Below are 12,602 nucleotides of genomic sequence, written 5' to 3' on the forward strand. Positions count from 1 at the left end.
TCGCGGGTCAGTTCTCGTAATTGGCGCGGACCAGTTCATCCAGCAGCCGCACACCGAAGCCGGAGGCCCAGGACTGGTTGATCTCGTCGGTCGGTGAACCCATCGCGGTTCCTGCGATGTCGAGATGCGCCCAAGGCGTATCCTTGACGAAGCGCTTCAGGAACTGGGCGGCGGTGATGGACCCGGCGTAGCGACCGCCTGTATTCTTCATATCGGCAAACTTGCTGTCGATCATCTTGTCATATTCCTTGCCGAGCGGCAGGCGCCATAGGCGTTCCTGCGTGGTCAGCCCGGCCGCGGTCAGCTGCCCGGCCAGCCGGTCGTCATTGGTGAACAGGCCGGCATGATGGCTGCCGAGCGCCACCATGACGGCGCCAGTCAGCGTCGCCAGGTTGATCATGAACTGCGGCTTGAAGCGGTCGTTACAATACCACAGCGCATCGCACAGCACGAGCCGGCCCTCGGCATCGGTGTTGATGATCTCGATGGTCTGGCCGGACATCGAGGTGACGATATCGCCCGGACGCTGGGCGTTGCCATCCGGCATGTTTTCCACAAGGCCGATGATTCCGACGACATTCGCCTTGGCCTTGCGGCTTGCCAGCACGTGCATCAGGCCGGTCACGGCGGCAGCGCCGCCCATATCGCCCTTCATCTCTTCCATGCCCGCACCAGGCTTGATCGAGATGCCGCCACTGTCGAACACCACGCCCTTGCCAACGAAGGCAACCGGCTTATCCTTCGGCTTGCCACCCTTCCACTGCATGACCGCCAGACGCGGCGGCCGCACCGACCCCTGTGCCACGCCGAGCAGCGCACCCATGCCGAGCTTCTTCATTTCGCGCTCGGTGAGGAGCTCGACTTCGACGCCGAGCTTTTCCAGCTCCTTCGCTTTGGCCGCGAATTCGACAGGTCCGAGAATATTGGCGGGCTCGTTGACGAGGTCACGGGCGATGAAGACACCTTCGGCAATCGCCTGCGAATTGATCGCGGCCTTCTTGGCGGCAAGGACGGCGCCTGTGACGATCGTCACCCTGACCGGCTTGGGCGGCCCTTTCTGGTCGTCATCGTCCTTCTTCGTCGTCTTGTAGGCGTCGAAGCTGTAGGCATTCATCTCCATGCCGAGGGCGAAATCGGCCGCCGCCTTGCCCGACACCTCGATGCCCGGTGCATCGAGGAAAATCACCACCTTGTCGGCACCACGGATTTTCGACGCAGCAGCACCGCCAGCCCTCAGCCAGTCATGCGCCGCCAGCTCGGCACCATCGCCGATGCCAAGCACCACGATGCGATCGACGGGCGCGCCCTGCGGCGCAACGATGTCGAGTGTCCGTAGCGATTTCGCCTTGAACTTGGCGATTCGCGCAGCCTTTTCAATAATTGCGCCGGGATCGGCTTCCGCAGCCCCAGCCGCCTCTTTTCCGTCAAGAGTCTTCAGCAGGATCGCCAGGCCGCCTGACAGGCGCGCTGACTTGCTGAAACCGATTTCAAATTTCAATGACATGAAGAAACTCCAGAATTGCCTTTGGCCGACGCCAGTCTGTTACATGGCGGTTACAGTGGCAAACATTCGCCATCAACCGCAAGCCCGGAAACATGTTCATGCACCGTTGTCGGTTTCGATGACCTTGGCAAGGCGCCGCCTTGCGTTTACATGCTGTTAACTATCATTCTTTGCCGAGCCTTAGCCCTGCTCTTTTACAATTTGGTTATCGTGGAAAACTTGCAAACCGGTTCGATCAGCGCGATAGGGACATTTGGCTTGGCCATGCCCAGACTGGCGATGGCAAACCGGACATACGGCAGGAAGATGGGCCAGGACCCCGCATGAAACTGATCGAACGCTATATCCTGAAGCGGGCAACGGGCATGTTCTTTGCCACGCTTTTGCCGCTGATGGCGATTGTCTGGACGACGCAGGCGCTGGCAAGCGTCAATCTGGTTACCGATAGCGGCCAGTCGGTGCTGGCCTTCATGCGCCTTGCAACGCTCGTCCTGCCGTCGATCATTCCCCTTATTCTCCCCTTCGCGCTGGTCATCGGCGTGGCACAGACGCTGACGGCGATGAATGCCGATTCGGAGTTGACGGTGCTAAATGCCGCCGGCAGCTCCCGCATGATGATCATCCGGCCGATCATCTATCTCGGCCTCGCGCTCAGCGCGGTGTCGTTCACCGTCGATAACTTCGTCGAGCCTTATTCGCGCATGGCCGTGCGCAAGATGATTGCTACCGCGCATGCCGACCTTCTGTCGTCGGTCGTTCAGGAAAACACCTTTCGCAAGATCGCCGATGGCCTCTATGTCCAGGTCGCCTCACGGCGCAGCGGCGGCGTCCTGCACGGCATTTTCGTCGCCGATTCGCGCGACCCTGCCTACGAACTCGTCTATTATGCCCGCGAAGGCGCCGTTGATGACAGCGGTTCTGCACTGGTGATGAAAGACGGCGAGGTGCATCGCAAACTGCCCGACGGCAATGTTTCGATCATCAAATTCGACAGCTACGCCTTCGATCTGACCGATATGACGAAAGCAGCCGGCCAGGCGACGATCCGCGCCAAAGACCGGGACCTGCCCTTCCTGATCAATCCCGATCCGAAGGACCCGGTCTATGAGAAAAATCCGGGATCTTTCGAGGCGGAACTGCATCGCCGTCTCACCGAATGGACATATCCGCTACTGTTTGCCTTGATCGCGCTGGTCTTCAGCAGCGATGCCCGCTCGCACCGCGAAGCTCGCGTGCATCCGATGATCACGGCGCTTTTGACCTGTCTGTTCATCCGCTGGACAACCTTCTATGCGGCCAACAGCGCCGAGGAATCGCGCTTCTTCATCCCGATCATGTATTTGATCCCGCTTGGCACCGGCTATCTGGCGATACGGCAGTTGATGGGCAACAGGCGGCTTGAAATTCCTCTCACGCTGGAGCAGAAGGTCAACGAGATTCTGGTTCGCCTGCGCCTGACCAAGGCCAACCCGGCATCTGACGGGAACCAGGTGAAATGATCTTCACGACGCTCGGGCGTTATTTTTTCAAGCGATACGCGATCACCACATTCTGGTTCCTCGCCGGTATCTTCGCGTTGATCTTCATCATCGACTTCAGCGAACTCGCCAACCGGATGTCGCAACTGCCGCGCTACTCTGTTACCGGGGCGCTGTTGATGACGACGTTCCGCATCCCGATGATTTTGCAGCAGACAGTGCCTTTCGTCGCCCTGTTTGCTGGCATGGCCGCCCTGATTTCACTCAATCGCCGCTATGAACTGGTGGTGACACGCGCCGCCGGCATCTCCGTTTGGCAGTTCCTGCAGCCTTTCGTTATCGGCGCATTCCTGTTCGGCGTTGCAACGGTGATCGTGCTCAATCCGATCGCATCCTGGGGCACGAAACAGGCAGAAGCGCTTGAGGCTGAATGGGGCAGTTCATCCTCGGCCGTCTCGGCAATTTCCATCCCCTGGCTGCGCCAGATCTACGGAAAAGACGATACGATCATCGGCGCCCGGTCCGTTCAGGACGAAGGCAAGACGCTGATCAATGTGACGGTGATCCATTTCGATCCGCTTGGCACGATCGTTTTAAGGCAGGACGCCGCCTCGGCAAAACTGGAAGATGGTTACTGGCTTCTTAATGGGGTGACGGAAACCCGCAACGGTGAGCTGCCACGCCGCCTCGCAACGGTACAACTGCCGACCCATCTGAAGCCGGAATTCGTCCAGGAAACGTTGACGAAGGCTGATTCTATTCAATTTTTCGACCTGAGGCGCAAAATCGAAGTAGCGAAGTCCTTCGGCTTCCCGACCAATGCGATGGAAACCCAATTCCACTCCATGCTGGCGCTCCCGCTGCTTCTGGTCGCAATGACTCTGATCGCTGCAAGCGTCTCGTTAAAATTTAGCCGGTTTAACCAATCGAGACCGGTAATTCTCGGTGGAATCCTGTCGGGCTTCGTGCTTTATGTCGTCACCGTGCTTGTCAAAGCATTCGGGAGCAGCGGCATAGTGCCTCCGTTCGTTGCAGCCTGGTTGCCAGTTGTTGTAGCGATGGCGCTGGGTTCGACGATTCTATTGCATGAGGAGGATGGCTAGTGGCGGCAAGCAACCGCAAACATATCAGGCTGCTGGCGGCCATTCTGCTTTCCGGTGTTGCGCTGCAGGTGCTGACGCCGATCGCACCCGCATGGGCACAAGACACCAATATCGATTCGCTCAATCCGAAGCTCCCCGAAGACGCCAAGATGCTTCTGTCGGCCAACGAGCTCGTCTACAACAAGGATGCGGAGCGCGTCATCGTACGCGGCGCAGTCCAGATCAATTATGGCGGCTACCAGATGGTCGCCCAGCAGGTCGAATACAGCCAGAAGACCGGGCGCATCATTGCGACCGGTGAAATCGAGCTGATCGAGCCCGGCGGCAACAAGGTCTATGCCGACCAGATGGACGTGACCGACGATTTCGGCAACGGCTTCATCGAGCGGCTGCGGGTCGAAACCACCGACCTGACGAAGCTCGCCGCCGTGACCGGCGAGCGGCGCAATGGCGAGGAGATGATTCTCAACAACGCCGTCTACACGGCCTGCACCCCCTGCGCGACCGATCCCGACCACAAGTCGCTCTGGCACGTCAAGGCGCAGCGCATCGTTCAGAACGGCAAGACCCATACGATCCGTATGGAGAATGCCAAGTTCGAGCTGTTCGGCAAGCCGATCCTGTACCTGCCGGTGCTCGAGGTTCCTGACCAGACGGTCAAGCGCAAGAGCGGCTTCCTCATTCCGAAATTCGGCTATACCCAGAAGCTCGGCGCCGGTGTCAGCATTCCTTATTACTGGGCGATCTCGCCCTATATGGATGCGACGGTCACGGCAACCGGCCTCAGCCGCCAGGGTTTCCTGCTGCAGGGCGAGTTCCGCCAGCGCTTCGAAAACGGCGAACATATTCTCAGCATGGCTGGGATCAGTCAGCTGAACCGCAGCAGCTTTACCGGCAACACCGTCGACGCCCAGGAAACCAATCGCGGCATGATCGGTTCCAAGGCCAAGTTCGATATCAACCCGCGCTGGACCTTCGGCTGGGATGTTCTCGTCCAAAGCGACAACAACTTCGCCAAGACCTATGAGCTTTCGACCTTCGACGGCACGACCTTTACAAACCAAGTCTATCTGTCGGGTCTCGGCAAGCGCAATTCCTTCGATGCCCGCGCCTTCTATTTCGATATCCAGGATGCCGATCCGGACAGCATCGCGGAAAACAAGCAGGCCGTCGCTCAGGTTCTCGATTATTCCTATACCCACCCGGCACCGGTGTTCGGTGGCGAGTTGACCGCCGATATCAATCTGACAAACATCAATCGCAACCGCGAGGATGAGCTGGAAATACCGGGCATTGTCGATCGCTTCCGCGGCCTTGAGGGCACGTATCAGCGTTTCACGGCCGACCTTGAGTGGAAACGCAATTTCATCGTTCCCGGTGGCCTGTCGCTGACGCCGATCCTGGCGGCTCGCGGCGACCTGATCGGATCGTCGATGACCGATCCGGGCATCGACTATACCGGCAACTTCAACAGCGACGACGCCACCACGCGGCGGATGCTGACCGCCGGTATCGATGCACGTTACCCCATCCTTTTGGCGACCGACTACAGCAGCCACATCATCGAACCGATCGCCCAGATTTTCGCCCGGCCCAATGAGGAATATGCTGGCGGTTTGCCGAACGAAGATGCGCAGAGCTTCGTCTTCGACGCGACATCGCTGTTCGACCGCGACAAGTTCTCGGGTTATGACCGTATCGAAGGTGGAACACGCGCCAATCTTGGCGTGCGCTATACCGGTGCTCTTGGCAACGGCTATGCCTTGCGTGCCATCGCCGGCCAATCCTTCCATCTTGGCGGCGTGAATTCGTTTGCAACCGACGACCTGGTCAAGGCCGGTGCGAATTCGGGCCTTGAAACCGACCGCTCCGATTATGTAACGATGATCGGCATCGACGCGCCTTCCGGCATCACAGCCAGCCTCAGTGGCCGCTTCGACGAGAAAGATTTCAACATGCGCCGTGCCGATGCGACGCTTGGTTATCAAGGTATCTTCTGGCAGACGGCCCTCACCTATACCAGTATCCAGGCACAGCCACTTTATGGCTCGACCAGTGATCAGGATGAAATCCAGACGGCTGCGGCCTACAAGTTTGCCGATTACTGGTCGGTGTTCGGATCGATTACGTACGATCTGAACAGTAATGTCATCACCCGCAATGGCATCGGCATCACCTATGACGACCGGGATACGATCTTCTCGCTGGTCTACAAGGAAGAGCGCGACAGCAATCAATCCATTGCCAATGACTGGTCGATCGGCGCGCGTATCAGCTTCCGTACACTCGGCGATATCTACGTTGGTGACACGAAGTTTGACGGCTTGAACTGAGGCGCGCCGCCCTGATGGCGCCCTCGTCTCCGCTGTAACAGCCGTTTTCTAAACGTGCTGTCACAGAGAATTGACGGCCGAAGCGCTATTTTGCGGCGAACGGCAGGTCTTGTCATTGTTCGGCCGCATGTATTATGCATCTGTTGCGCAGAAATGCGCAGGATGATGGCGCTTGGCATGAAGACCATGGCCCGGACACAGGATGTCCAGGGCAAATGAAAAGGACTAAAGAATGGGCGGGAAGCTTTCGATCACGCGCACGGTTTCGGCAATAGTTCTTGCCTGCGGCCTGGCTCTTTCCTCCGCGCCGGTCACTTACGCCGCAAGCAAGGTGGTTGCTGTCGTCAACGGTTCGCCCATCACATCCGGCGACATTGCCAAGCGCGCTGCTTTCATGCGCCTGCAGCGACAGAGCGGCGGCCCGGGCGCTGCCCGCGAGCAGATGATCGATGAAGCCCTCAAGCGCGAGGAAGTTCTGCGCGTCGGCGCCTCGGTCAGCACCACGGAAGTCGAAGGCGCCGTTGGGCGCTTCGCCGCCGGCAACAAGCTCTCCGTTCAGCAGCTGTCGCAGGTTCTCGATCAGGCAGGGGTCGGCATCGATCACTTCAGGAACTATGTCGCCGTTGCCATGAGCTGGCCACGGGTCGTCAATGCCCGCTTCGGCGGCGGCGGCGGTGGACGCCTGTCGAACGAAGACCTCGTCCGGCGCATGCAGGAAAACGGCGGCAACAAGCCGGTCACCACGGAATACTTCCTGCAGCAGGTGATCTTTGTCGTGCCCGCCGCCAAGCGCAACGCCATCATCGGCAAGCGCCAGGCTGAGGCCAATGCGTCGCGCTCGAAATTCCCGGGCTGTGAGCAGGCAAAGGTCTTTGCTGCCACGATGCGCGACGTATCGATCCGCAATCTCGGCCGCATGATGGCGCAGGAGCTTCCGGCCGACTGGAAGCCACTGATCGAAAAGGCTGGCGACAACGGCACGACCGGCACCCGCGTCACGGAACATGGTGTCGAATATCTCGCCATCTGCAAGAAGCGCGAAGTCTCTGACGATCTGGCTGCCGAAATCGTTTTCCGTGCCGAAGATCTCGGTAAGAAGACCGGTGGGGAAGATCCCAACAGCAAGCGTTACATCGAGGAACTGCGCAAGCGCGCACAGATCATCGAAAAGTAATAAAACAGCATGAACCCGACGCGCGCCAGGCCGCTCGCCCTGACCATGGGCGATCCCGCCGGGATTGGCCTCGACATTACCCTTGACGCCTGGATCAACAGGCAAGCCTGGCAGACGCCGCCGTTCATTCTGATCGGCGATGCCGCTGCGCTTGAGGCCAGAGCCCGTGTTCTCGGCCATAGCGCTGCCATCCGCGAAACGGATTGCGCCAGCGCTATCAGCATCTTCAACGATGCTCTGCCAGTGCTGCCAGTGGCCTGCGCGGCAGCTGTCACGCCCGGCATGCCGGACTCCACCAATGCAGCCGCCATCACCGGTGCCATCGAAACCGCGGTGCGGCTGACGATGGAAGGTTCCACCTCCGCCATTGTCACCAATCCGATCGCCAAGTCGGTGCTCTATGACGCCGGCTTTCAATTTCCAGGCCATACGGAATTTCTCGCCGACCTCGGCGAGCGCCTGACAGGTGAGCCGCTGCTTCCGGTCATGATGCTTGCCGGGCCGAAGCTGATGGCCGTTCCGGTGACGATCCATATCCCGCTGAAGGATGTGCCGGAGCAGTTGAGTGCCGATCTGATTTACCGCACCTGCGCGATCACCGTGCGCGACTTGAAGGAACGCTTCGGTCTTGCCTCCCCTCGCGTCGCCGTTGCCGGTCTCAATCCGCATGCGGGTGAAGGCGGCGCACTTGGGCTGGAAGACGATGCAATCATCCGCCCCGTCATCGAACGATTGAAGATCGAAGGCGTCGATATCACCGGCCCCCTGCCCGCCGACACCATGTTCCATGACCGCGCCCGCGCCACATACGATGTAGCGATCTGCATGTATCACGATCAGGCGCTGATCCCTGCCAAGGCGCTCGGCTTCGACGACAGCGTCAACGCGACGCTCGGGCTGCCGTTCATCCGCACCTCGCCGGATCACGGCACGGCGTTCAGCCTTGCCGGCAAGGGCATTGCCCGCGCCGACAGCCTGCTGGCAGCACTGCGGATGGCACAGCAATTGGCCGATAATACCGCACGAGGAGAAAACTGATGGCAGCGATCGACGGTTTGCCGCCGCTGCGCGACGTTATCGCCCGCCACGGCCTGGATGCTAAAAAGGCGCTCGGCCAGAACTTTCTGCTCGACCTCAACCTCACCCAGAAGATCGCCCGCACGGCTGGTCCGCTTGAGGGCGTGACGGTGATCGAGGTCGGCCCCGGTCCGGGCGGCCTCACCCGCGCCATCCTGTCGCTGGGCGCCAAGAAGGTCATTGCCATCGAGCGCGATTCCCGCTGCCTGCCCGCTCTTGCCGAAATTTCGGATTTCTATCCCGGCCGTCTCGAAGTGGTCGAAGGCGATGCGCTGAAGACACGGTTCGAGGAGCTTGTCACCGAGGGGCCAGTCAAGATCATCGCCAACCTGCCTTACAATGTCGGCACGCAGCTTCTGGTCAACTGGCTTTTGCCGAAGGTCTGGCCGCCGTTCTACCAGTCGATGACGCTGATGTTCCAGCGCGAAGTGGGCCTCAGGATCGTTGCCGAAGCCGATGACGACCATTACGGCCGCCTCGGCGTGCTTTGCGGCTGGCGCACGAACGCCCGCATGGCCTTCGACGTACCGCCACAAGCCTTCTCACCGCCGCCGAAGGTCACGTCATCCGTGGTGCATCTCGAACCGCTCGAAAACCCGATCCCCTGCTCGGCAGAAGCCCTCGAAAAGGTAACGATGGCCGCCTTTGGCCAGCGCCGCAAAATGCTGCGCCAGAGCGTCAAATCGATCGGTGGAGAAGCCTTGCTGGCCAAGGCCGAGATCGACCCGAAACGCCGGGCGGAAACACTGTCGGTGGAAGAGTTCTGCCGGTTGGCGAATTGTATGTAGCCTGTCCTCTTCTCCCCAGCGGGGAGAAGTGCCGAGCGCATTCGAGGCGATGAGGGGGAGCTTTCCACGAATCGGAAGCCTGCCGCCCCCTCATCTGGCCCTACGGGCCACCTTCTCCCCGCTGGGGAGAAGAGAGAGCAATTGGCACCTGATCCCTAACCAGAGACCATCAGAGCTTCGGCGTTTCCGTCAGCAAACCATTGACGAATTCGAACAGTCCCGGACGACGGTCGCGGCGAAGCCGCTCGGCCTCGACAATGGCCTTGACGGAGGCGAAGGCGCTGTCGAGATCCTCGTTGACGACGATATAGTCATATTCCAGCCAGTGCTCGATCTCCGAGCGCGAATTGGCCAGCCGCGTGGCAATCACCTCTTCGGTATCCTCGGCACGCCGATGCAGACGGGACTGCAGTTCGGCCATGGTCGGCGGCAGGATGAAGATCGAGACGACATCGCCGCCCATCTTTTCCTGCAACTGCTGGGCACCCTGCCAATCGATATCGAACAGCATGTCCTGCCCTTCCGACATCGCCGTCTCGACGGCATCGCGTGGCGTGCCGTAGAAATTGCCGTGAACCTCGGCCCATTCCAGCAGCGCATCGGTCTGGCGCAACCCCTCAAATTCGCGGATCGACTTGAAGAAATAGTGCCGCCCTTCGATCTCGCTCGGACGCCGCTTGCGCGTCGTGACACTGACCGAAATGCTCATATGCGGATCGGATTCGAGCAGGTTGCGCGCAATCGTCGACTTGCCCGCGCCCGAAGGCGACGAGATCACCAGCATGAGACCGCGGCGCTGAATGGCTTTGGTGGACGTTTGGCTCACGGGGTTCACTCCAGATTTTGGACCTGTTCACGGAACTGGTCGATGACGACCTTCAATTCAATACCAGCGGCAGTGACCGCAGCGGCATTCGACTTGGAACAGATGGTATTTGATTCGCGGTTAAATTCCTGAGAAAGGAAATCGAGTTTGCGGCCGACAGGGCCGCCTTTTTGCAAAAGATCCCGGGCTGCCGTCACATGGGTGCGCAAGCGGTCGATCTCCTCGCGGATATCGGCCTTGGCCGCCAGCAGTGCCACTTCGGCATAGAGACGTTCCGGATCGATCTTCGAGCCGCCGTCCATCACCAGGGCCACCTGGCTGGCAAGGCGGGCGGTAATGACGGCCACACTGCGCGACGGGTCTGCCTCGATCTCGCTGGTCAGCGTCTCGATCCGGTCGATCTGTTCCAGCAAGACCCGGCGGAGCGCCACGCCTTCCCCCTCGCGCATCGAGGTCATGTCGGAAAGGGCCTGACGCAATCCGGCGAGGATATCGCTATCGCGGGTGGCGCGCTCGCCCTCCTGTTCTTCCGGTTCGCGAAAATCAACGATGCCGCGAATGGACAGAAGCGTATCGAGGCGCAGTGGCGCCGGATCGATGACATCGCGCAACTGCTCGCGCAACGACAGGACGGCTGAAAGAGCCCCCTGGTTGATCACCGGCTCGACGCTGGTTTCGCTGGCGCTGACGGTGAGGTTGACCTGCATGTTGCCGCGCGCGAAGCTCTCACCGGCCAGCTTGCGGACGTCCGTTTCCAGATGCTCCGTGCCCGTCGGCAGCCGCAACCGCAGATCCAGCCCCTTGCCGTTGACCGAACGGAGTTCCCACGCCCAGCGGTAACGTCCGCAAGTCCCCTCGCGGCGGGCAAATCCCGTCATGGATTGCAGCGGCATCGTTTTTTCCTCCGGCCCGGCAGTATTCTCCTCAACGAAGTGTCGGAAGCTGCGGAACTTTGAATTGTTGCATGAATGTGTACGGCCCCGGCACGGTCAACCGCAAGGGTCAAGCGTACCGGAGCCGTGTCATCCACAAGCCTGATGGAGGCCCGATTATTCCTGGGCTGGTGCGGTCTCCGCCGCTTTCGCCGCAGCGGCCTTTTCGGCCTCGATCTTGCGCCAGCGGCGGACATTGCTGTTGTGTTCATCGAGCGTGGCGGCAAACACATGCCCACCCGTGCCGTCGGCGACAAAATAGAGGTCGGACGTGCGCGACGGATTGGAAACCGCTTCGAGCGCTGCCCGGCCTGGATTGGCGATCGGTGTCGGCGGCAGGCCCTTGATCATGTAGGTGTTGTAAGGCGTGTCCTTCTCGAGGTCAGACTTCAGGATCGGCCGGTCGGTCGGTTTGCCATCACCGCCAAAAATCCCATAGATGATCGTCGGGTCGGACTGCAGCCGCATGCCCTTTTCCAGGCGATTGATGAAGACCGATGCAACGCGCGACCGTTCATCCGCAATGCCGGTTTCCTTCTCGACGATCGATGCCAGGGTGACGAATTCTTCACGGCTGGCAATCGGCAAGTCCGGATCACGCCGGTCCCAGATCTGATCGACAAGCTGCTTCTGTGCCGCTGCCATCTGCGCGACGATTTCAGCCCGCTTGGTACCACGCGAAAACTTGTATGTATCCGGACGCAGCGTGCCTTCTGCCGGCATTGCCGCGGGAAGGTCGCCTTCCAGAACGGGGTCACTGCTCAATCGGGAGAACATCTGCTTGACCGTCAGGCCTTCCGGCAGCGACACCGAATAGAGGATGGACTTGCCCGATTTCAGGAGCTGCATGATCTCCTGCATCGAGGAACCGGCCTTGATCTCGTATTCGCCGGCCTTCAGCGTATCGTTGTCATCGAGATAGGCCTCCGACATGAAACGGAAGACGCGACCATCGGACACGATATTGTTGCGCTCAAGGCTGCTGGCGATTTCCTGGATGCCGGCGCCATTGCGCACGATGAAATTCGTATTGGCCGTCAGCGGGCCGTTGTCCTCATAGGCGGACATTGCATAGTAAACCGTACCGGCTGCCGCGATCGTCAGGCAGACGATCACGGTCATCAGGAAATTCAGAAAGATAACGACCTGGCTTTTTGCCTTGCGCGACCGCTTTGGCGGCTGCGGCACTTTTTCTGGACGAAGAGCTTCGCTCGCCGATTTCGGGATGATCGGGCCGTTATTGCCCGCCTCGTTGCGGCCGAAAGGCGCTGCGCTGTTTTCGTTTGCGTCGTTCACTGGTGTCCTGGGTCTGGAATTCGCGTCATGCACGTCTTCATCCCTGATGCGAACTCCAGAAGAGAAACAGGAATGAGAATCACCTTGTTGC

General features: G+C 59.9%; 10 protein-coding genes. 6 read left to right on the top strand and 4 right to left on the bottom strand.

Annotated elements, in window-relative coordinates; translation table 11 throughout:
• Window positions 1-7 precede the first annotated feature (7 nt).
• Window positions 8-1,504 (bottom strand): leucyl aminopeptidase, encoded by a 1,497-nt coding sequence (locus tag ASD36_RS00520; protein ID WP_060503527.1) that lies wholly within the window; start codon window positions 1,502-1,504, stop codon window positions 8-10.
• A 323-nt stretch (window positions 1,505-1,827) separates the two neighbouring features.
• On the opposite strand from ASD36_RS00520, the gene lptF reads away from it, so the two are divergent.
• From lptF to rsmA, 6 genes are all read left to right on the top strand, one after another.
• On the top strand, window positions 1,828-3,003 hold the full coding sequence (lptF, locus tag ASD36_RS00525; protein WP_060503528.1) for an LPS export ABC transporter permease LptF: 1,176 nt from the start codon (window positions 1,828-1,830) through the stop codon (window positions 3,001-3,003).
• On the top strand, window positions 3,000-4,085 hold the full coding sequence (gene lptG / locus ASD36_RS00530) for an LPS export ABC transporter permease LptG (protein ID WP_060503529.1): 1,086 nt from the start codon (window positions 3,000-3,002) through the stop codon (window positions 4,083-4,085). Before lptF ends, lptG begins: the two co-directional genes overlap by 4 nt.
• Window positions 4,085-6,418 carry an LPS-assembly protein LptD gene (locus ASD36_RS00535; RefSeq protein WP_060503530.1) on the top strand — a complete coding sequence of 778 codons (2,334 nt, stop codon included), beginning with the start codon at window positions 4,085-4,087 and terminating at the stop codon, window positions 6,416-6,418. Before lptG ends, ASD36_RS00535 begins: the two co-directional genes overlap by 1 nt.
• Window positions 6,419-6,650: 232 nt before the next feature.
• Window positions 6,651-7,592: a molecular chaperone SurA gene (locus ASD36_RS00540; RefSeq protein WP_060508670.1), complete on the top strand. Its 942-nt coding sequence runs from the start codon at window positions 6,651-6,653 to the stop codon at window positions 7,590-7,592.
• Window positions 7,593-7,601: 9 nt separating this feature from the next.
• Window positions 7,602-8,630 carry a 4-hydroxythreonine-4-phosphate dehydrogenase PdxA gene (gene pdxA, locus ASD36_RS00545; protein ID WP_060503532.1) on the top strand — a complete coding sequence of 343 codons (1,029 nt, stop codon included), beginning with the start codon at window positions 7,602-7,604 and terminating at the stop codon, window positions 8,628-8,630.
• Window positions 8,630-9,457, top strand: coding sequence for a 16S rRNA (adenine(1518)-N(6)/adenine(1519)-N(6))-dimethyltransferase RsmA (gene rsmA, locus ASD36_RS00550; protein WP_060503533.1), 828 nt, complete (start codon window positions 8,630-8,632; stop codon window positions 9,455-9,457). Before pdxA ends, rsmA begins: the two co-directional genes overlap by 1 nt.
• A 169-nt stretch (window positions 9,458-9,626) precedes the next feature.
• On the opposite strand, the gene gmk is transcribed toward rsmA, so the two are convergent.
• The 3 genes from gmk to mltG all read right to left on the bottom strand — a co-directional run bounded on the left by gmk (window position 9,627) and on the right by mltG (window position 12,511).
• Window positions 9,627-10,292 carry a guanylate kinase gene (gmk, locus tag ASD36_RS00555; RefSeq protein WP_060503534.1) on the bottom strand — a complete coding sequence of 222 codons (666 nt, stop codon included), beginning with the start codon at window positions 10,290-10,292 and terminating at the stop codon, window positions 9,627-9,629.
• Window positions 10,289-11,176: a YicC/YloC family endoribonuclease gene (locus tag ASD36_RS00560; protein WP_060503535.1), complete on the bottom strand. Its 888-nt coding sequence runs from the start codon at window positions 11,174-11,176 to the stop codon at window positions 10,289-10,291. The genes gmk and ASD36_RS00560 overlap by 4 nt, the downstream gene beginning before the upstream one ends.
• Before the next feature lie 156 nt (window positions 11,177-11,332).
• Window positions 11,333-12,511, bottom strand: a complete 1,179-nt coding sequence (mltG, locus tag ASD36_RS00565; protein WP_060503536.1) for an endolytic transglycosylase MltG — start codon at window positions 12,509-12,511, stop codon at window positions 11,333-11,335.
• Window positions 12,512-12,602: the final 91 nt, after the last annotated feature.

The sequence above is a fragment of the Rhizobium sp. Root1334 genome (assembly GCF_001426665.1).
Classification (GTDB): Bacteria; Pseudomonadota; Alphaproteobacteria; order Rhizobiales; family Rhizobiaceae; genus Pararhizobium.